Genomic DNA, 20,779 nt, shown 5'->3' with positions numbered 1-20,779 from the left:
GGCAGCAGTGAGGACAGCGACACTGGGGCCCGAGGAGCGCGCACAGGCGCTCGCCGGGATGGCCGAGCGTGAACTGGACGTACTGGTCGTGGGGGGTGGTGTGGTCGGCGCGGGGACGGCGCTGGACGCCGCGACGCGCGGACTGGCGACCGGTCTGGTCGAAGCGAGGGACTGGGCCTCGGGCACGTCGAGCCGGTCGAGCAAGCTGATCCACGGAGGCCTGCGCTATCTGGAGATGCTCGACTTCGCGCTCGTACGGGAGGCGCTGAAGGAGCGCGGGCTGCTCCTGGAGCGGCTGGCACCCCACTTGGTGAAACCGGTGCCCTTCCTCTATCCGCTGCAGCACAAGGGCTGGGAGCGCTGGTACGCGGGCTCGGGCGTCGCGCTGTACGACGCCATGTCGGTCTCGTCGGGACACGGCCGCGGGCTGCCGCTGCACCGGCATCTGACCCGTAAGCACGCACTGCGGCTGGCCCCCGCGCTGAAGAAGGACGCGCTGGTCGGCGCCTTGCAGTACTACGACGCGCAGGTGGACGACGCGCGCCATGTGGCGACGCTGGTACGGACGGCCGCGAGCTACGGCGCACTGGTGGCGAACCGGGCCAAGGTGACCGGCTTCCTGCGGGAGGGCGAGCGGGTCGTCGGCGTACGGGTGAAGGACGAGGAGGGGGGCGGGGAGTACGAGATCCGCGCCAAGCAGGTCGTCAATTCGACCGGAGTGTGGACGGACGACACACAGGGGCTGATCGCCGAGCGCGGGCAGTTCCATGTGCGGGCGTCCAAGGGGATCCACCTGGTCGTGCCGAAGGACCGGATCCACTCGACGACCGGGCTCATCCTGCGGACCGAGAAGTCGGTGCTGTTCGTGATCCCGTGGGGCCGCCACTGGATCGTCGGGACCACCGACACGGACTGGGATCTCGACAAGGCGCATCCGGCCGCGTCCAGCGCCGACATCGACTACCTGCTCGAACACGTCAACTCGGTGCTCGCCGTGCCGCTGACGCGCGACGACGTGGAGGGCGTGTACGCCGGCCTGCGGCCGCTGCTGGCCGGGGAGTCCGACGCGACCAGCAAGCTCTCCCGGGAGCACACGGTGGCGCATCCGGTGCCGGGTCTCGTGGTCGTCGCGGGCGGGAAGTACACGACCTACCGTGTGATGGCGAAGGATGCGGTGGACGAGGCGGTACACGGGCTGGACCAGCGGGTCGCCGAGTGTGTCACGGAGAACGTGCCGCTGATCGGTGCCGAGGGGTACAACGCCCTGTGGAACGCGCGAGCGCGCATCGCCAAGCGGACCGGCCTGCATGTGGCCCGGGTGGAACACCTGCTGAACCGCTTCGGCGCCATGACCCAGGAGGTCCTGGACCTCATCGCGGAGGACCCGTCGCTGGGCGAACCGCTGGGCGGCGCGGACGACTACCTGCGGGCGGAGGTCGTCTACGCGGCCTCGCACGAAGGGGCCAGGCATCTGGATGACGTACTCACCCGGCGCACGCGCATCTCGATCGAGACGTTCGACCGGGGCACGCGCAGCGCACGGGAGGCGGCCGGTCTGATGGCCAGGGTGCTGGGCTGGGACAAGAGCCGCATCGAGGCGGAGATCGAACACTACGAGAAGCGGGTCGAGGCGGAACGGGAGTCGCAGCGCCAGCCGGACGACCTGACGGCGGACGCGGCGCGGCTGGGGGCGCCGGACATCGTGCCGCTTGAGTGAGTGAGTGAGTGGGTGGGTGAGTGAGTGAGTAAGTGAGTGAGTGAATGAATGGGATGCGGGTGCCGGACCTTGCGAGCCGGGCCTGATCCAGACGGCAGGCGTTGTGGGTGACGCTGTACGGAGCTGTGGTGGGCTCCGGCAGCGGTTGCCCGTCCGGCCGGGAACTGCTGCGGCAGAGTCCCGGCCGGGTCCGCAGGGTCCGCCGGGTCCGGCGGGTCCGGCGGAAGTCCTCGTCCGGGGGCGGGGGTGAGGGGCTGGGTCTGGGGGCTGAGTCGAGGGGTGGAGCGACGCATGGGTTCGGGATCGGGATGTGAGGGAGAGAACAGGGTCGGGAGCCGGCGGTGAGTTGGGCCGGGCCGGGGCGGTGAACTGGGCCGAGCCGGGGCCGTGTCCGGGTCGAGCCGTTCCGGGCCGGGGTGGTGCCGGGCCGATCCGGGGTGGTGCCAGGGGGGATGGCGGTGTCGGGTGAAAGAGCTGTGTGGGAGGGGCGGGACGCTGAAGTCTGCAGGGGCGGCAGGAGGCGGTCTGCGCGGAGCGGAAGCGTGCCGTACGCCTGCTCGACGCCTGCTTGACCTCGGGTTCTCCGGGCAGGGACTGGGTGGTACCGCCGAGCGGTACCGGGATCCGCCGCAGTGGCGAGCGGCAGATGCGACACCGGCGTGGCAGGAAAAGGCTCCCGCATGGCCCATGATGGTCGCCCACGGACCCGGCACCATCATCGGTGCCGGAGTGAGAGACAATGGACGCTCTGCCAGGGCGGGTTGAACGCAGAGGGGACGCATGTCGGAGGCGGAGCAGGCGAAGGACACCAAGGGGCGCCTCCTGGCTGGGCGGTACCGGCTTGGGGGTGTGCTCGGCAAGGGCGGCATGGGCACCGTCTGGCGGGCGGTGGACGAGACACTCGGCCGCACCGTCGCGGTGAAGGAGCTGCGTTTCCCCTCGGCCATCGACGAGGACGAGAAGCGCAGACTCGTGACGCGTACGCTGCGCGAGGCCAAGGCGATTGCCCGGATCCGTAACAACGGAGCGGTGACTGTCTACGACGTGGTCGACGAGGACGACCGGCCGTGGATCGTCATGGAGCTCGTCGAGGGCTGCTCGCTGGCCGAGTTGGTACGGGAGGAGGGCGTCCTCACACCCGTGCGCGCGGCCGAGGTGGGCCTCGCGATCCTCGACGTGCTGCGCCTCGCGCACCGTGAGGGAATCCTGCACCGCGATGTGAAGCCGTCCAACGTGCTGATCGCCGAGGACGGGCGGGTCGTGCTGACCGACTTCGGGATCGCACAGGTCGAGGGCGACCCGTCGGTGACGTCGACCGGAATGCTGGTCGGCGCCCCCTCGTACATCTCGCCCGAGCGGGCGCGCGGCCACAAGCCGGGGCCGCCGGCCGACCTGTGGTCGCTGGGCGGGCTGCTGTACGCGAGTGTCGAGGGCGTGCCGCCCTACGACAAGGGGTCGGCCATCGCGACCCTGACCGCGGTGATGACTGAATCGCTCGACCCGCCGAAGAACGCGGGAGCCCTGTCGGAGGTCATCTACGGTCTGCTCGCCAAGGATCCGGCCCAGCGCCTCGACGACGCGGGCGCCCGCCGCCTGCTGAACGCCGTGATCCACGCTCCGGACGCGCCGGAACCCGCTGCCGAGACGGTCGCGGCCGACGCGACGCGGGTCGTGCCGCTGCCGCCGGTTCCCGACGAGCCCATGGACGCGGGGGATTCCAGACCCGCGAAGCCCGCCAAGGCGGCCAAGGAGCCGAGGCCCGCCAAGGAAGTCAGGCCGGCCAAGGAGTCCAGGCTTCAGAAGGCCAGGGACACCGCTGCGGCCGACCGGGTGCGCGGCGCGCTGAACTCCGTACGGAACGCCAGGTCCGAGCCGGCTCCGGCCAAGCCCGCCGCCGCACCGGCCGGACCGCCCGCCCGGGTCAGGGCGCCGCTCACCGATGTCGTGCCGCGGCGCACCCTGGTGATAATCGCGGCCGTTGTCGCACTCGCGGTGCTCGGGACCGTCCTCGCCTTCACTCTCGGCGGCGACGACAAGGGCAATCAGAGCAAGTCCAAGAGTGACAAGAGCGCTTCGAGTGGTGCGACGGCCGGTGGCGACAGCAAGAACGACGGCAAGGACACGGGCAAGGGGAAGACAGGCGACCAGGGCAAGAACGGCGATCAGGGCAAGGGGCAGAGCAGCGGGAGCGCTTCGCCCACGCCCTCCGGGAAGCCGTCCGAGCCCTCCGCCGGTGACGCGCTGCCCAGTGGCTACAAGAAGGTGACGGACGGTCGGTTCCGCTTCACGATGGCCATGCCTGCCGGGTTCCACCGCACGGCCATAGCGGGGGTGAGCTCGGGCGGGATCTACAACAAGACCAGCGGCGGCTTCCCGCGCGTCCAGATCGACTTCAACGACTCGCCCAAGGACGACGCGGCCGCCGCCTGGCAGGCGGCGGTCGGTGGTCTGCGGGCCAGTGTCGGCGGCTACAAGCACCTCGGCATACACAAGGTCGAGTACAACGGCTATCCGACCGTCGCCGACTGGTCGTTCGAGCGTGACCAGAACGGCCAGCGGGTCCGGGTGCTGAACCGGGGATTCAAGGTGGACGCCAAGCGCGGCTACTCGATCATGGTCAGCTGCAAGGCGAGCGACTGGAACGACGACGAGTGCACCACGCTGCGTAATACGGCGTTCAAGACGTTCGCTCCCAAGAAGTGACCCAGGACACGTATTGTGAGAGGACGCGGACCGTACGCAGCCGCAATGGGCCTGTAATCGACCGTATTTGACGGATTGATACGGATCGGTGCGGATTAACGTGGCCCCTGAGACCAGGGAACAGCGCGCTCCGGGGAGGCGTCGTGGACGAGTACGCGGGAAGGGTCCTTGCCGACCGCTACCGCCTTCCGCTGCTGCCCGGCGACGAGTTCGAGCCTGCGGAGATCCGCGCGTTCGACACCTACAGCGGACAGGAAGTCCTCGTCCGGCAGGTGCCGCTGCCGGAGGTCGTGGACGCGGAAATGCTCGACGAGAGCGGAGCGGGGACGGGCTTCGGCGTCGGGCCCGATGCCGGGCCGGGCGCCGGGTTCGCCGAGGCACGGCACGCGTCGGCCCGTACCACCCGCAGGCCCGCTGACCCGGCGGTGCGGCGGGCGATGGAGGCGGCGCAGTCCGCAGCGCAGATCCCCGACCACCCCCGGCTCGACCAGGTCTTCGACGTCTTCGCGGAAGGCGGTTCGCTCTGGGTGGTGAGCGAACTGGTCGAGGCCACACCGCTGGCCGCGATGCTCGCCGAGCATCCCCTGAACCCGTACCGCGCGGCGGAGATCGCCTCCGATGTGCTCACCGCGCTGCGCGTCCTGCACGCCCATGGCTGGACCCACCGCAACATCACCGCCCGGACCGTGCTGGTCTGCGACGACGGCCGTGTGGTCCTGACCGGACTGGCGGCGGGAGCGGCGGAGGAGGCGCTCTGCGGTTACGACCCGGTGCCGGCCGCGGAGTTATCGCAGCCGGTTGTCGGGGCAGGCCCGGGCCCCGGGTCCGATTCCCCGGCCGTACCGGGAGCGGACGGGGCACAGCAACCGTATGCGTCGCCCGCGTCGCCCGAGGTGTACGAGTCGGATGTGCCGGATGTGCCGGATGGTCTGGGACGCCCGGTCGGTGAGGAGTTGCCTGCCGCTGAGCGGGGGCTCCCTGCTGAGCAGGGGCCGCCGCCGTCGGGTACGCGGGAGCTCCCGTCCGGGCCTGCGCTGCCGCCCGGATACGCCCAGGACGAGCGGCGCGGACAGCCGGGCGGCCGGATGTACGACCAGCTGCAGGACGCGCCGCCCGCCTCAGGCCAGGAGTCCGGGCTGTCCGCTGCCCCCGGGGTGCCTGATCGCGGGGTGCCTGATCCCGGGCTGCCCGCCACCCGGGGTGGTGGCGCCGTTTCGGCGGGGGACGTCCGTGCTGCCCGGGCCGGTGCCATAGCCGCCTACCGTGCGGGTGCACGGGCCGCGGCGCGGGTCAGCGGGGACGAGCAGGGGAGCGACACCGGGGGTTTCCCCGTTCAGCGTCCCGGGTCCGGTTCGTCGCATTCTTCGCAGCCCGCGCGGCATGAACCGACGGGCTTCTGGCACGGGGCACAGCCGCGTTCCGGCGCCGGGGACGGCATGCGCGCCGATGACCTGCGCGGCGCCCACGACCGGGAGGCGCAGCGCGGCCGGGAGGCGCGGGACCGGGAAGCGCAGGGCGGCAGGGAAGCACGCGGCCGGGAAGCACGCGGCCGGGAAGCCCAGGACCAGGGCACCCGCAACGCCCAGGACCGCAGCGCCCAGAGCCACAACACCTGGGACCGCAGCGCCCAGGACCGCAGCACGCAGAACCACAACACCCAGAACGACACTGCCCAGGACCGGCGCATCCCCAGCCCTCCTGCGGCTGTCGCCGTGCCGGACGGGTGGGACCGGGCTGCGGCGGGACCCGCGGTGACCGCGCGCCGAGGGCCCGGGACGCCGCTCGCGGCCGAGCGGGCCCGGCAGGCGCGTATCACCGTCGTGGGCGCCGTCACCGAACGGTGGGCGCCCGAGCAGGCGGGCCCCGTCCACGGCAACTGGCAGCTCGCCGCCCCGGTCGGGCCCGCCACCGATCTGTGGGCGCTGGGGGCGCTGCTCTTCCGGGCCGTCCAGGGCCACGCCCCGTACCCGGAGGAGAGCGCCGCCGAACTCGTCCAGCTGGTCTGCGCGGAGCCGCCCGCGTTCGCCGAGGAGTGCGGTCCGCTGCGGCCCGTCGTCGAGTCGCTGCTGCGTCAGGACCCCACGGAGCGGCCGGACATAGAGGAGCTGCGCGGCTGGTTGCGCTCGCTGGTGCGGTCGGCGCCCGAGCCCGACGCCGGGCAGGGGATCGTGCCGGTCCCGCCGGTCGACGCCACGCGGCTGCCGATCGTGCGGCGCAGGGGCGAACTCGTCCGCCGGCGCCGTCGCAACCCGGGCGGGGACGGCGTGCACGGCCGCCACCGCCAGCAGCGGAAGGGCGGCCGCCGGAGAGAGCAGGGCCCGGCCGGGTCCACGGGTCCGGCGCAGCCCGCGCAGCCGATGCAGTCGGTGGCGGCGGGCCCGTCCGAGCGGTCCGCACCTGCGGGCCGGCAGCCACGGCCGGACGCGAAGCCGCGCTCCCTCGGCCGGACACTGCTCGTCGTCGTCCTGGTCGTCCTGGTCGCCGCCCTCGTGTACGCGCTGAAGTTCATGCCGAAGGCCGACGACTCCCGGCAGGGCAGCACGGGCGCGCCCGCGCCGCTGCCGACCGCCTCCGCTTCGGGGCAGCGGAACTCCCCGGAGTCCGGCGGGCCCGGCGGGTCGCCGCAGTCGCGGTCGGCCGGGACACCGCAGTCCCCGCAGGGCACGGAGCCCGACAGCGGTGGACCGGCCGCGGGTTATGCGATCCGCAAGGATCCCGAAGGGTTCCAGGTGGCGGTGGCCAAGGACTGGGAGCGCCGTTCCGTCAACGACGCCGGACAGGTGCGCTACCTCGGCGGCGACTTCGAACTCGTCGTCGTCCCCGGCCGCGACAGCGTCAAGGACGAGGGCGCCGATCCCATGGCGTACCAGCGCGACAAAGAGCGAGAACTCAAACCGTTCCGTGACTCCACGTGGTCGTCCGCCGCGGGACTGCGCCGGATAGACGTCGGCAAGCAGGCCATGGCCGAAGGGCAGTTCACCTGGCAGGACAGCAGCGGACGCGAGGTGTTCGTCCGTAATGTGGCCATGATTATCGCAGGCCGTTACCACGTCGTGCAGGTCATCGGACCCGAAGCACAGAGGGACAAGGTCACCGAAATCTACGAACAGGCCGTTGCCACCTACCGCACCGAGAAGTGAGCGGACTGCGCGATTCCCGTCACAGTGCGGTATCACGGCGCGCCCCGAGGTTCCACGACCGAATATCCGTCCGTAACCTGGCAGTCGAGGGAACGGACAGGGGCACGTGGAACACACTCACAGCGCGGACTTGGTGCTCGCCGGCCGCTATCGGCTGGGCGAACTCATCGGTCGCGGCGGCATGGGCAAGGTCTGGCGGGCTCACGACGAGGTGCTGCACCGGACTGTCGCCGTCAAGGAACTGACGGCCGGTCTGTACGTATCGGAGGCCGACCGGGCCGTACTGCACGCCAGGACGCAGAAGGAGGCGCGGGCCGCCGCGCGCATCAACCATCCCGGGGTCGTCACCGTTCATGACGTCATCGAGTTCGACGACCGGCCGTGGATCGTCATGGAGTACATCGACGGTCCCTCACTTGCCGACGTGGTCAAGGAGTCGGGCGCGCTCGACCCCCGCGAGGCCGCCCGGGTGGGCCTGCACGTCCTGGGAGCGCTGCGCGCCGCGCACGCGGCGGGGGTGCTCCACCGGGACGTGAAGCCGGGCAACGTCCTGCTCGCCCACGACGGCCGGGTCCTCATCACCGACTTCGGCATCGCCGCCATCGAGGGCGACTCGGAGATCACCCGGACCGGCGAGATCGTCGGCTCCATCGACTACCTCGCGCCGGAGCGGGTCTACGGCGAGGCGCCGGGCCCCGCATCCGATCTGTGGTCGCTGGGCGCCACGCTCTTCACCGCTGTCGAGGAGCGCTCGCCCTTCCGCCGCACGTCGCCGATCTCCACGCTCCAGGCCGTAGTGAACGACGAGCCGCCGAAACTCACCAGGGCGGGGCCGCTCACTTCCGTCATCACCGGACTGCTGCGCAAGGATGCCGCCGAACGGCCCGGGCCCGCCGAGACGGAGCGCATGCTGCTCGACGCGATGGAGGGGCGCAGGCCCCGGCAGGCGGAGGCGTATGTCCCGACGCAGCTGGTGGCCGAGTCGATGCTCCAGGACGCGACGCCCACGAGCCGGATCAACTCCTCCGGTGCACCGGTGGCGTCGGGGGCGGCCCCGTCCCGGCCGGAACAGGCACCAGCGCCCGGACAGACGGCAGCACCGGCACAGACAGCAGTACCGGAACACACCGCAGCACCGGGGCCGGCAGCGGTTTCCGTGCCGGCACCGGGGCCAGTACCGCCATCAGTACCGGTACCGGTACCGGCTTCCGCGGATGGCGCCCCTCCGGTTGCGCCCGCCGGGCGGAAGCGCGGTCGTAGGCGGACCGGCGCACTGGTCCTGGCCCTCGCGGTGGTCGTCGGTGCCGCGGTCGGCTTCGGCGTCATGAAGTACGAGAACCGGCGGACGGATTCGGGCAGTGACTCGGTGTCGGGTTCCGGCGGACCGGACGCCGGCGCCGGGAAGAAGCCGCAGGGCGGAGGCATACCGGCGGGCTGGCACCGGGTCAATGAGCCCGAGGGGTTCAGCATGGTTCTGCCCAACGGCTGGAAGCGTCAGATGGACGGCTCCAACGAGATCGACTACACGCCGGACGACGGCAACCACTTCATCCGGATAAGCATCGACAACGATCCGGACTACTCCACCCCGTATCTGCATGAACTGGCCCTCGAACCGCAGCTCAAACGGCTCCCCGCCTACAAGCGGATCACACTGCACGTGAACAACTTCCGGGACCAGGACGCCGCGCTCTGGGAGTTCACCTGGACCGAGACCAAGGGGCAGCCGGGCCGGCGCCGTGCCATAGACCAGATCTACAACGTGGACCACGGGCGGGCCGAGTACGCGATCTACATGGGCGGACCGGCCAAGGACTGGGACCGCAGCCGGTTCGACACCGTCCTGCGCTACTGGCAGCCGCCGCACTGAGCCAGGGCGTAGAGAGCTGCCTCACCGGGCTGCCATGCCGGACGCCCTTGCCGGACCCCCGTGCTGACGGCAGCGCACATCCGTCACTCGCTCCCGCCCCGGCTGCCGTGCGGCATGATGGGCCCAGGGGGACGTAGGGGGAGCAGCAGTGGCACAGGATCCGCGTAACAGCCGTCTGATCGCCGGACGTTATCTGCTCGGGGACCGGGTCGGCCGGGGCGGCATGGGTACGGTCTGGCGGGCCTCCGACCAGCTGCTCGGGCGCGAGGTCGCCGTCAAGGAGCTGAACCCGGAGACCGGGGCCGCCACCGCGTCGGCGCTGCGTGAGGCGCGCGCGGTCGCCCAGATCAAGCACCCGCATGTGATCGTCGTCCACGATGTGGTCGTCGAGGACGACGAACGCCCCTACATCGTCATGGAGCTGGTGGTCGGCGGTTCCCTCGCGGGCCGCCTTTCCGAGCACGGGCCCGTGGGCACCCGGGAGGCCGCGCGTATCGGGGTGGCGCTGCTGGGCGCGCTCCGGGCAGCGCACGCCCGGGGCGTACTGCACCGGGACATCAAGCCGGCCAACGTTCTGCTGGAGGGCGACGGCCGGGTGGTTCTCACCGACTTCGGGATCGCGCGGCTCGCCGGGGCGACCACGATCAGTGAGACCGGGGCCTTCGTCGGTTCGCCCGAGTACACCTCACCGGAGCGGATACAGGGTGAGGAGGCCGGGCCCGCATCCGACCTGTGGTCGCTCGGCGCGCTGTTGTGTGCCGCGCTGAGCGGGGAGTCGCCCTTCCACCGGGATTCGCTGGGCGGGGTGCTGCACGCGGTGGTCGCCGGCGAGATCCGCCCGCCCGCCGAGGCCGAGCCGCTGCTTCCTGTCGTCCTGGGCCTGCTCGAACGGGACGCGGTGCGCAGGATGGGGGTGGACGAGGCGGAGCGGCTGCTGGGTGCGTACGCGGCTGAGTACGGACCGTACGGGACTGGGGGCGTCCGTCCGGAGCGCGGAGACGCCTCTTCTGCACCTGGCACCCTTCCCGCACCTGGCACCCTTGCTGCACCGGACACTTCTCCTGCACCGGACACTTCTCCTGCACCGGACATCTCTTCTGTACTTGACACCCCTTCTGCTTCTTCTCCCGCGGTCCGGCGGGCCGCACTTGTCGCGGGAGTGCTGGTCGCCGCGGCCGCTGGTGCCGGGATCGTCCTGCACGCGGTGGGTGACGCGGGATCGGGCCGTACGGACAGCGCAGCGCCGTCCCGGAGCGTGAGCTCCGCGCCGGCCGCTGGACCCGCGGCCACCCCGGATCGCGGTCCGCAGCAGAAGCCCCACCACGCTGCCGTACCCGGCCCGGACGTCAACCCCACAGTGACGCTGACCCATCGGGCGTCGCCGGCACCCTCCGGATACCGCGCAGTTGACGACCCCGCTGGCTTCTCCCTGGCCGTCCCGGTCGACGCCACCCGCTCCACCGACGACAAGCGCGTCTACTACATGACGCCGGGCGAGGTCTTCCGTATCGGTATTCGGATCCACAGCAGCCCCGGCGGCGGCCCGATGGCGACACAGCGCGCGTCGGACTCGGCGGGGCCCCGTACCAACCCCGGATACCGGGACGGCGTGGTCACCGCGACCAAGCACGACGGCCATGACGCGGCGCTCTGGGAGTTCACCTGGAACGGTTACTCCAAGGGCGAGGGCGCCCGGCATACCTACGACCTCTGCTGGGAGCAGGGCGGCCGCCTTTACGACGTCTGGGTGTCGGCCCCGGTCGGCGGCCTCGACACGGCGCAACGGCACTTCACCACGGCCATCGGCACCTTCTCGGCGTCGGCGCCAGCATCAGCATCGACGTCGGCATCAGGACCGGCATCGACGTCGGCATCAGCATCGACGTCGGCATCGCCGGCCTCGGCCGACACCGGAGACCGCCACTGAGCGGAACGGCCGGAACGGCGGAAACAGCCGGAACGCGCCTTCGCCGATCGCGGCAGAAATGGCGAGCAACACCGCTCAGGCAGCCAACCCGCCTGATCAGGGGTTATGTCGCCAGCGATCACTGGCGGTATATGTGGGGACGGTGAAAAGGCATTACTGATGGGTACCGAAACTCTCCGCCGGGGCATAACCTCCCCTCATGACGGACTCGCAGGCTCCCACCGCCACGGCCTCCCACGGCACGAACCCGATCGCCCCCACCCCCTCCGGTGTGCGTACCGCGGCCGATGTGGTCACCCCCGAAGTGGTCGCCCAGCTGACGCGCGGCGTGGTGGGTTCCGGACGGACGGCCAACCACAGCCCCTTCACCGGCGGGAAGCTGGCCGATCTGCCCGAGTCGACTCCCGAGGACGTCGCGACCGCCTTCGAGCGGGCCCGCGCGGCCCAGGGCGCGTGGGCCGCGACCCCCGTCCGGACCCGGGCCGCCGTCCTGCTGCGCTTCCACGACCTGGTGCTCTCCCGGCAGGCCGAGGTCCTGGACCTCATCCAGCTGGAGACCGGGAAGGCCAGGCTGCACGCCCACGAAGAGGTCCAGGCCGTCGCCGTCGCCGCGCGTCACTACGGCCGCAAGGCGCCCTCGTACCTCAAGCCCAAGGGGCACACGGGTGCGATCCCGACGCTCACCAAGGTCACCGAACTGCGCCAGCCGCGCGGGGTGGTGGGCCAGATCGCCCCCTGGAACTACCCCTTCGAGCTGTCCATCGGCGACGCGCTGCCCGCCCTCGTCTCCGGCAACGCCCTGGTGATGAAGCCCGACACCGAGACCGCACTGACCGCGCTCTGGGCCCGCGACCTGATCATTGAGGCCGGACTGCCCGCCGAGGTCTTCCAGATGGTCCTCGGGGAGGGCCCGGTCATCGGCCCCGAGCTGGTCAAGCACGCCGACTTCGTGTCCTTCACCGGCTCGACCCGCACCGGCCGCGAGGTCGCCCGGGGTGCGGCCGACCGGCTGGTCGGTGTCTCCCTCGAACTCGGCGGCAAGAACGCCATGCTGGTCCTGGAGGACGCGGACATCGAGAAGGCGGCCGCGGGCGCGGTCCGCGCCTGCTTCTCATCGGCCGGCCAGCTCTGCATCTCCATCGAGCGGCTGTACGTCCACGAGTCGATCGCCGACGCGTTCCTGGAGCGCTTCGCCGCGCGCACGAAGGCAATGCGCCTCGGCAACTCCCTCGCCTACGGCGCCGACATGGGCTCCCTCGCCGGTGAACGGCAACTGGAGGCCGTGCGGCGACACGTCGAGGAGGCCGTCTCCAAGGGCGCCACGCTGGTCGCGGGCGGTGTGCACCGTACGGACATCGGTCCGCTCTTCTACGAGCCGACCATCCTGGACGGCGTCGAGGCCCCGATGGCCGTCTGCACCGAGGAGACGTTCGGGCCAGTGGTCTCGGTCTACCGCTTCAAGGACGACGACGAGGCCGTCGCCACCGCCAACGCCACGCCCTACGGGCTCAATTCGAGTGTCTGGACCAGGAGCGGCAGCCGCGGCCACGCCGTCGCCGCCCGGCTGCGGACCGGCACGGTCAACATCAACGACGGGTACGCGCCCGCGTACGGCAGCGTGCAGTCGCCGATGGGCGGCATGAAGGACTCGGGCCTCGGCCGCAGGCACGGCTCGGAAGGCATTCTCAAGTACACCGAGGCGCAGACCGTCGCGCACCAGCGGATCATGCCGATGGCGCCGTCCTTCGGTATGGACGACGAGAAGTACGCCGCGTTCATGAGCCGCAGCCTCAAGGCGATGAAGACCCTCCGCTTCCGCTAATTCTCTGACGAGGAGAGTCAATGTCACAGGAGAACTCTGTCCGCGGTGAGGGCGCCGCCGCCGCCGGCGGTGACCCCGGCGCACCGTACGACTACGACGTCCTGGTGGTCGGCTCGGGCTTCGGCGGCTCGGTCACCGCGCTCCGGCTCACCGAGAAGGGGTACCGGGTCGGCGTCCTGGAGGCGGGCCGCCGCTTCACCCCGGGCACCCTCCCCAAGAACTCCTGGGACATCAAGAACTACCTCTGGGCCCCGGCGCTCGGCCTCTACGGCATCCAGCGCGTCCACCTCCTCGGCAATGTGATGGTTCTGGCGGGCGCCGGCGTCGGCGGGGGCTCCCTGAACTACGCCAACACGCTGTACGTCCCTCCGGCGCCGTTCTTCCAGGACCGGCAGTGGGCGTCCATCACCGACTGGCAGGCCGAGTTGGCGCCGTACTACGACCAGGCCCAGCGCATGCTCGGTGTCCGGATCAATCCGACGATGACGCCCTCGGATGTCCATCTGAAGGCGTCCGCCGAGGCGATGGGCGTCGGCGACTCCTTCCACATGGCGCCCGTCGGGGTCTTCTTCGGTGACGGGGAGGACTCGGACGGCACGTCCAGGGCGGAGCCGGGCAAGGCCGTCGACGACCCCTACTTCGGCGGGGCGGGCCCCTCCCGCAAGGCGTGCACCGAGTGCGGCGAGTGCATGACGGGCTGCCGCCACGGCGCGAAGAACACCCTCAACGAGAACTACCTGTACCTCGCCGAGAAGGCGGGCGCGGTCATCCACCCGCTGACCTCGGTGACCGCGGTGGCGGAGCACGGCGAGGGCGGCTACCGGGTCACCACCGTCACGACCGACGCCCGCAAGAAGGCGCCGCGGGTGCTGCGTGCCCGGCAGGTGGTGGTCGCCGCGGGGACGTACGGCACGCAGACCCTGCTGCACACCATGAAGGACCAGGGGCTGCTGCCGCGCATCTCGCCGAAGCTCGGGGAGCTGACGCGTACCAACTCCGAGGCGCTGGTGGGCTCGCAGACCACGGACCGCCGCTACCGCAGGAAGCACGGCACACCGAAGGCCGACTTCACCCAGGGTGTCGCGATCACCTCGTCCATCCACCCGGACGCGGATACCCACATCGAGCCGGTGCGGTACGGCAAGGGGTCCAACGCGATGGGCGCGATGTCCATCATCCAGGTGCCCTTCGGTTCCCGGCGGGTGCTCGGCTGGCTCGGCAACGTCGCCAAGCACCCCTGGCTGACAGCCCGTTCGCTCTCCAACCGGCGCTGGTCCGAGCGGACCATCATCGGTCTGGTGATGCAGTCGCTGGACAACTCCCTCACCACGTACCGCAAACCGGGCGGGATCGGCCGGGGTCTGCTCACGGCCAGGCAGGGCCACGGCGCGCCCAACCCGAAGCAGATCGCCGAGGGGACCCGGGCCGCGACGCTCATCGCCGAGGAGATCAACGGGTTCGCCGGCTCGAACATCGGTGAGCTGATGGGGACCCCCCTGACCGCCCACTTCCTGGGCGGCTGCCCGATCGGGGCGTCCGCCGGTGAGGGCGTGATCGACCCGTACCACCGGCTGTACGGGCATCCGGGCATCTCGGTGGTCGACGGCTCGGCGGTGTCGGCGAACCTCGGCGTCAACCCCTCGCTGACCATCACCGCGCAGGCGGAGCGCGCCATGTCGTACTGGCCCAACAAGGGCGACGCGGACCCGCGCCCCGAGCAGGGACAGCCGTACGAGCGTCTCGCCGCCGTCGAGCCGAGGTCGCCGGCCGTACCGGCGGCGGCGTTCGGCGCACTCAGGCTGCCGTTCCTGGGGATACCCGCGGTCCCGCCGAAGCGGACGGCGGGCCCGGAGCAGCCGAAGACGGCGGAGCAGCCGCGGGCATAGTCCCGCCAGTGGCCCTCATGCATGGCCTTGACGCACGGGCGGCCTTGACGCACGGCCTTCATGCACGGCCTCATGAACGGCCCCCGGACGTGGCCCTCGTGGGTGGCCGGCATACGCGGCGGGAGGGCTGCACCCCCCTCCGAGTGCAGCCCTCCCGAGTCCGTGCCGACCGGCCCTGCTGCGGTGCTGGTGCACACGGGTGGGGCCACTGGTGGGTACGCATGGATGACCGGCCGACGCGCTGAATGGTTGCTTCCGGTCTCGCGGATTCCTCCTGTGAGCTGCGTCACGCAGTGCAGCACGAAGACCAGGGGCCCGTGGAGGTGATTCCACGGGCCCCTGGTCTTCGGCACCGGCGTCAGGGCAGCACCGGTGCCGGGCGGCGGCGCCGGGGGGTGTGCGCCGCGGAGGGGTCGGAGCCGGGTGGCCGCCCGGCTCGCGAAGGGTGTGCGGTGGAGGAGGAAGCGGAGCGGAGCGGAGTGGGAGGGGGAAGTGCGGGATGCGGGCGTGGGACGTGCGGGCCTGGCCGGGATGGGACGGGACTGGTGGTTCGGGGGTGTCGGCTCAGGATCGTCGCTTCAGGGGCGTCGGCTCCGGGCTGTCGGCTCCGGGCTGTCGGCTCCGGGCGTCCCCGGAACCGACGGCCTTGGATGACCGGGCCGCTGTCCCCTGCCGCCCGGTCACACACGCTGAGATGTGGTCCCACGACGCACCTGCAGTACGTCACACGCCTCAGCGAAGCCACGCGTGGTTTTCTCTTTTCCAACAGGCCGCCCCTGGCTGACACGGACGCTTGGACCAACGAAGGGCTGCCGGGCCCGGTCACGCGCCGTACGGGTGAGAGCGGGCCCGAACTCAGATACGGGCTGTCCCCGGCGGGCACGGGGCCCCGGTGGCCTCAGGCCCGTCGGCGGCCTCAGATCCGTCGGACGACCTCAAATCCACCGGGCGGCCTCAGATCCGCCCCCGGCACAGTTCAAGGACGGTCATCGCGAGTCCCGTGCCCGGCTTGCCGAGCGCCTGGCTGTAGTGGCCCAGGACCTCCATCTCACGGGAGAGGTTCACCCGGCGCCCGCCGGATGTCATCCGGGCGTCCTGGATGACGGCGGACACCGCCATCCGCTCCTGGATCAGGCCGATGATCCGGTCGTCGAGGCTGTCGATGCGGTCGCGCGCGCCCGTGATCACGCCAGCCGCCTCACTGCTGTGCGCGCCGGTGCCGTGCAGTTCCATGCCGTGCAGGTCCGTGTGGTGCGTGTCGGTGCTCATGTGTCCGGGCCTCCTGAAGGGATACGGGCCCCGGAGCGGCACGGTCCGGAATGCACAGGCGCCCCGGACCTGGCCGGTCCGGGGCGCCTGGGGAAGTGCTTGTCAGCGGGTGATCAAGCAGCACGACCATGGCAGCCGGACGGGCCGGTGCCATAGGTAAAGACGAAGGTCAGCTGCTGATGCATGAGGCCAGTATGGACGGCCTTCGGAGGGAGAGACAAACCGGTTCCCCCGGCCCCGTTAGAATCGACATACAAGCCCCCCAGTGCCAGACCCCCGTACCGGACCCCAGTACAAGACCCAGTACCAGACCCCCTCCTTTCCCGCCGGAAGGCCGCCCCGTGCCAGCAGCACCCCCCGCCGCCCCCGAGGTCGTCCTCGTAGTCGACTTCGGCGCGCAGTACGCCCAGCTCATCGCCCGTCGCGTCCGTGAGGCGCGGGTCTACAGCGAGATCGTGCCGTCGACCATGCCGGTGGCCGAGATGCTGGCGAAGAACCCGAGGGCGATCATCCTCTCCGGTGGTCCGTCCTCCGTGTACGCGCCGGGCGCGCCCACCGTCGACCGGGCGCTGTTCGAGGCCGGGGTTCCTGTCTTCGGTATGTGCTACGGATTCCAGCTCATGGCGACCACTCTCGGCGGCACGGTCGACGACAACGGCGCCCGGGAGTACGGCCGGACCGCCCTCTCCGTCTCCAAGTCCGCCTCCACCCTCTTCGAGGGCACCCCGGCCGAGCAGCCGGTGTGGATGTCGCACGGCGACGCCTGCTCGGCCGCCCCCGAGGGGTTCACGGTCACGGCGTCCACCGGCGTCGTACCGGTGGCGGCCTTCGAGAACGACGAGAAGAAGCTGTACGGCGTCCAGTACCACCCCGAGGTGCTGCACTCCACCTACGGCCAGCAGGTGCTTGAGCACTTCCTCTACCGGGGCGCGGGCATCGACCCGTCGTGGACCACGACGAACGTCGTGGAGGAGCAGGTCGCCCTGATCCGCGAGCAGGTCGGCACCAAGCGCGCCATCTGCGGGCTCTCCGGCGGCGTCGACTCCGCCGTCGCGGCCGCCCTGGTGCAGAAGGCCATCGGCTCCCAGCTGACCTGCGTGTACGTCGACCACGGTCTGATGCGCAAGGGTGAGACGGAGCAGGTCGAGAAGGACTTCGTGGCCGCCACGGGTGTCCAGCTCAAGGTGGTCGACGCCGAGGAGCGCTTCCTGACCGCGCTCAAGGGTGTCTCCGACCCCGAGGAGAAGCGGAAGATCATCGGGCGGGAGTTCATCCGGGTCTTCGAGCAGGCGCAGGTCGAGATCATCGCCGACGCGGGCGAGGACGTCGCGTTCCTGGTGCAGGGCACGCTGTACCCGGACGTCGTCGAGTCCGGCGGCGGCACCGGCACCGCCAACATCAAGTCCCACCACAACGTGGGCGGGCTCCCCGACGACATCGAGTTCGAGCTGGTCGAGCCGTTGCGGCAGCTCTTCAAGGACGAGGTCCGGATGGTCGGCCAGGAGCTCGGCCTGCCGGAGGAGATCGTCCAGCGCCAGCCGTTCCCCGGCCCCGGCCTCGGTATCCGTATCGTCGGCGAGGTCACCAAGGAGCGGCTCGACCTGCTGCGCGAGGCCGACGCCATCGCGCGTGAGGAGCTCACGGCGGCCGGTCTGGACCGCGAGATCTGGCAGTGCCCGGTGGTGCTGCTCGCGGACGTCCGGTCGGTCGGCGTGCAGGGCGACGGCCGCACCTACGGCCACCCGATCGTGCTGCGGCCCGTCTCGTCCGAGGACGCCATGACGGCGGACTGGACGCGCCTGCCGTACGAGGTGCTGGGGAAGATCTCGACGCGCATCACCAACGAGGTCGCCGATGTGAACCGCGTGGTGCTCGATGTGACGAGCAAGCCCCCGGGCACCATCGAGTGGGAGTGACCCGCAGTTGACGAGCGCCGCCGCACCGGACGTCCGATGCGGCGGCGCTCTGCTGTCGTTCCATGGACGGTGCGAGACCGGCGGTGCGCGACGGGGCGGTGTACGGCCGACGTCGTACGAGCGGCCATGCGCGACTGGGCGGTGCACGACTCTGTTCACCTGCGGTAACGCGCGGTAGCTTCCGGCCATGACTGAGATGCCAGCCCCGATACCGGCCCCTGCCTCCGCCCCCGCGCCCGGCAACGTCCCGGCCGCCTCCGCGCCCGAGCCCGTACCGGTCGATCAGCTCCGGTTCGCGATGCCGCCGGTCCACGACACGCCGGCGGAGGAACGGCAGTACCGCAAGGAGAGGCTCGCGGGGGCGCTGCGGCTCTTCGCGCGGTACGGATACGAGGACGGCGTCTCGGGCCACATCACCGCCCGCGACCCGGGGTATCCCGACTGCTTCTGGGTGAACCCCTTCGGGGCGCCACTGGCGGGGCTGGGGGCGCGCGATCTGATCCTGGTCAACGGCGACGGGCAGGTCGTCGATGGCCGCCACCACGTCAACCAGGCCGCCTTCGCCGTACACGCCCAGGTGCACCGGGCCAGGCCCGCCGTCGTCGCGGTCGCACACGCCCACTCGCTGCACGGGCGGGCGCTGTCCGCGCTGGGCGAGCTGCTGGACCCCATCACCCAGGAGGCCTGTGCCTTCTACGAGGATCACGGGCTCTACGACACGTATACGGGCGTCGTCGTGGACGAGGAGGAGGGCCGCAGGATCGCCGCAGCACTCGGCGACCGCAAGGCGCTCATCCTCCGCAACCACGGGCTGCTGACCGTGGGCGACTCGGTCGACGCGGCGGCCTGGTGGTTCCTCACCATGGAACGCTCCTGTCAGGTCCAGCTCACCGCCCGGGCCGCGGGGAAGCCCGTACCGATCGACCACAGGAACGCGGTCGCCACCCGTGAGCAGCTGGGCAGCGACCTGGTGGCCTGGATCAACTACCAGCCGCTGTGGCGGCAGATCAGCGGAACCGGGCCCGACGCAGGGGCGTGAACGGCACCCGTACGAGCGCGTCCCCGCGGGTAGCCGTCAACTTGACGCGCTGTCAATCACCCTGTCTGACCTGACCTGCTGCCGGTACGGCTCCGCGGGTGCGGCACAATCCCCTTGAACTGCAAGGAAGTTCACGTGTGTGCAGGGAAGTTCACGGGGCGGGAAAAGGGCGGCGTTCTGCGTGGCGGTACAGGAAGCAAGACAGGGCGACGGTCCGCACGCCGGAGCGCACGGTGGCGGGTGCGCCTGCCCGGACTGTCCGCACGGCGCGCGCGAGGGGCACCGGCGCGCCGTTGCCGCGTTCCTCGCCCGGCGGGACGGGCTGGCGGCCGGTGAGGGACTGCCCGCCGGAGTGGCCCACTCGGCCGGAGCTTCGCGGCAGTGGGTCTCGGACGAACTGACGGAGTCGGCACGCGCGGTGGCCGAACGCGGCCGTGAGGCCGGTGAAGCCTGGTTCCAGCAGGTGTGGGTGCGCACGCTGCTGGTGGTGTGGGGGAGTGCGGTGGCTCTCGTGCTCGCCGAGGCGCTGACCGCGATCGGTGCGGGCTGGAGCACGGCGCGTACCGCCGGGCTGATCGCCGCGGTGCTCACCGCCGCACTGCTGACCGGCGCGGCCCGTACACACCGGGCGCGCGGTGGACTCCTGGCCCCCGTGATCGGCGAGGACAACCGGCTCTCCACCTCCCGTGCGGTCGCCGGGGCGTGGGTCCTGCTCGTCGTCTTCTCCGTCCTGGTGCTCTCGCTCCAGCTCGCCGGGGCGTCCGGCCACGGCAGGCGTGATGCGCTGATCGCCGGACTCGACCTGGCACGGGGCGCGGGCATGGTGACCGTGCTCGCGCTGGTCTGTGCCGTGGCGGTGGTGGTGCGGCGCGTGGTCGCGCTGCGGGTGCTGGCCCAGAAGCTCCAGAAGGTGCGCGCCGACCGCCCGCGCGCAGCCGATCTCCTCACCGACGACTCGGGGCGCGGCAGCTTCGCGGACGTGCAGTACGTCCTGGTCAGCTCTGCCGCGGTGCTGTTCGCCGGCGTACGCCTGGCCCGCCGCCCCGATCAGCTGCCCGACCTCCCGTGGGGGCTGGCGCTCCTGGTCGTGGTCTCGGCCGCGACGTACTTCGCGGGCAAGTACGCGGAGGGCGGCAGGCCCGTGGTGCTCTCGGTGGTCCGGTCACGGGAGGCCGGCGACCTGGACGCCCCGATCCGGACCGGCGACGACATCGAGATCCGCGGCGCGGGCTTCGTGCCGCCGGGGGCACGGACCCCGGACCGGCTGGCCCGGATGGTGGTCCGGATCGGCGCGGTGCACGTCCATGTGCCGCTGGTCCCGGTGCCGGGCGGTTTCGCCAACCCGTCGGACACGGTGCTGACCGTGCCCGTACCGGTGGAGGTCGAGCCGGGCCGGGTGGAGGTACGCGTGGTGACGGCCGCCGGGGTGGAGACGGCGGCGTGCGAGATCGACGTGACGGACTAGGTGTTCTGTCCACGGAGGTTGGGTG

11 protein-coding genes are annotated in these 20,779 nt (G+C 71.3%); 10 read left to right on the top strand and 1 reads right to left on the bottom strand.

All coding sequences use genetic code 11. From position 1 onward, the window contains the following. Window positions 1-7: 7 nt before the first annotated feature. The 7 genes from OG285_RS12670 to OG285_RS12640 all read left to right on the top strand — a co-directional run bounded on the left by OG285_RS12670 (window position 8) and on the right by OG285_RS12640 (window position 15,065). Window positions 8-1,717 carry a glycerol-3-phosphate dehydrogenase/oxidase gene (locus OG285_RS12670; protein WP_356828742.1) on the top strand — a complete coding sequence of 570 codons (1,710 nt, stop codon included), beginning with the start codon at window positions 8-10 and terminating at the stop codon, window positions 1,715-1,717. Window positions 1,718-2,497: 780 nt separating this feature from the next. Next, window positions 2,498-4,420 (top strand): protein kinase, encoded by a 1,923-nt coding sequence (locus OG285_RS12665; RefSeq protein WP_371791004.1) that lies wholly within the window; start codon window positions 2,498-2,500, stop codon window positions 4,418-4,420. 143 nt (window positions 4,421-4,563) lie between these two features. Continuing rightward, on the top strand, window positions 4,564-7,560 hold the full coding sequence (locus tag OG285_RS12660) for a protein kinase (protein ID WP_371791003.1): 2,997 nt from the start codon (window positions 4,564-4,566) through the stop codon (window positions 7,558-7,560). A 181-nt stretch (window positions 7,561-7,741) separates the two neighbouring features. Beyond that, window positions 7,742-9,430 carry a protein kinase gene (locus tag OG285_RS12655; protein WP_371793521.1) on the top strand — a complete coding sequence of 563 codons (1,689 nt, stop codon included), beginning with the start codon at window positions 7,742-7,744 and terminating at the stop codon, window positions 9,428-9,430. A gap of 148 nt (window positions 9,431-9,578) precedes the next feature. Further along, on the top strand, window positions 9,579-11,357 hold the full coding sequence (locus OG285_RS12650) for a protein kinase (RefSeq protein ID WP_371791002.1): 1,779 nt from the start codon (window positions 9,579-9,581) through the stop codon (window positions 11,355-11,357). A gap of 199 nt (window positions 11,358-11,556) precedes the next feature. Continuing rightward, a complete protein-coding gene (locus OG285_RS12645; protein WP_371791001.1) occupies window positions 11,557-13,179 on the top strand; it encodes a succinic semialdehyde dehydrogenase in 1,623 nt (540 codons plus the stop codon). A gap of 20 nt (window positions 13,180-13,199) precedes the next feature. After that, window positions 13,200-15,065: a GMC family oxidoreductase gene (locus OG285_RS12640; RefSeq protein WP_356828732.1), complete on the top strand. Its 1,866-nt coding sequence runs from the start codon at window positions 13,200-13,202 to the stop codon at window positions 15,063-15,065. 954 nt (window positions 15,066-16,019) lie between these two features. Here the strand turns inward: OG285_RS12640 and OG285_RS12635 are convergent. Beyond that, entirely contained in the window at window positions 16,020-16,334 is a 315-nt protein-coding gene (locus OG285_RS12635) for a chorismate mutase (RefSeq protein ID WP_371791000.1), read from the bottom strand. Window positions 16,335-16,675: 341 nt separating this feature from the next. Between OG285_RS12635 and guaA the strand changes: the two genes are divergently transcribed. The 3 genes from guaA (at window position 16,676) to OG285_RS12620 (ending at window position 20,754) form a co-directional block, all read left to right on the top strand. Continuing rightward, the gene (gene guaA / locus OG285_RS12630; RefSeq protein WP_356828728.1) at window positions 16,676-18,250 is read left to right on the top strand and encodes a glutamine-hydrolyzing GMP synthase; all 1,575 of its coding nucleotides are present in this window, start codon (window positions 16,676-16,678) and stop codon (window positions 18,248-18,250) included. A 187-nt stretch (window positions 18,251-18,437) separates the two neighbouring features. Further along, window positions 18,438-19,289, top strand: a complete 852-nt coding sequence (locus OG285_RS12625) for a class II aldolase/adducin family protein (protein WP_371790999.1) — start codon at window positions 18,438-18,440, stop codon at window positions 19,287-19,289. 181 nt (window positions 19,290-19,470) lie between these two features. Beyond that, a complete protein-coding gene (locus OG285_RS12620) occupies window positions 19,471-20,754 on the top strand; it encodes a hypothetical protein (protein WP_371790998.1) in 1,284 nt (427 codons plus the stop codon). The last annotated feature ends 25 nt before the right edge of the window (window positions 20,755-20,779 follow it).

It is taken from the genome of Streptomyces sp. NBC_01471, from assembly GCF_041438865.1.
Classification (GTDB): domain Bacteria; phylum Actinomycetota; class Actinomycetes; order Streptomycetales; family Streptomycetaceae; genus Streptomyces.
Note: the sequence above shows the minus strand (reverse complement) of the source record. Positions and strands in the feature narration are given on the sequence as shown.

What these genes read in the sequence shown, in the direction of transcription:
- OG285_RS12665 (WP_371791004.1), top strand. Translation starts at nt 2,498, where the DNA reads ATGTCGGAGGCGGAGCAGGCGAAGGACACCAAGGGGCGCCTCCTGGCT.
- OG285_RS12655 (WP_371793521.1), top strand. Translation starts at nt 7,742, where the DNA reads ATGGGCAAGGTCTGGCGGGCTCACGACGAGGTGCTGCACCGGACTGTC.
- OG285_RS12645 (WP_371791001.1), top strand. Translation starts at nt 11,557, where the DNA reads ATGACGGACTCGCAGGCTCCCACCGCCACGGCCTCCCACGGCACGAAC.
- OG285_RS12640 (WP_356828732.1), top strand. Translation starts at nt 13,200, where the DNA reads ATGTCACAGGAGAACTCTGTCCGCGGTGAGGGCGCCGCCGCCGCCGGC.
- OG285_RS12635 (WP_371791000.1), bottom strand. Translation starts at nt 16,334, where the DNA reads ATGAGCACCGACACGCACCACACGGACCTGCACGGCATGGAACTGCAC.
- OG285_RS12625 (WP_371790999.1), top strand. Translation starts at nt 18,438, where the DNA reads ATGACTGAGATGCCAGCCCCGATACCGGCCCCTGCCTCCGCCCCCGCG.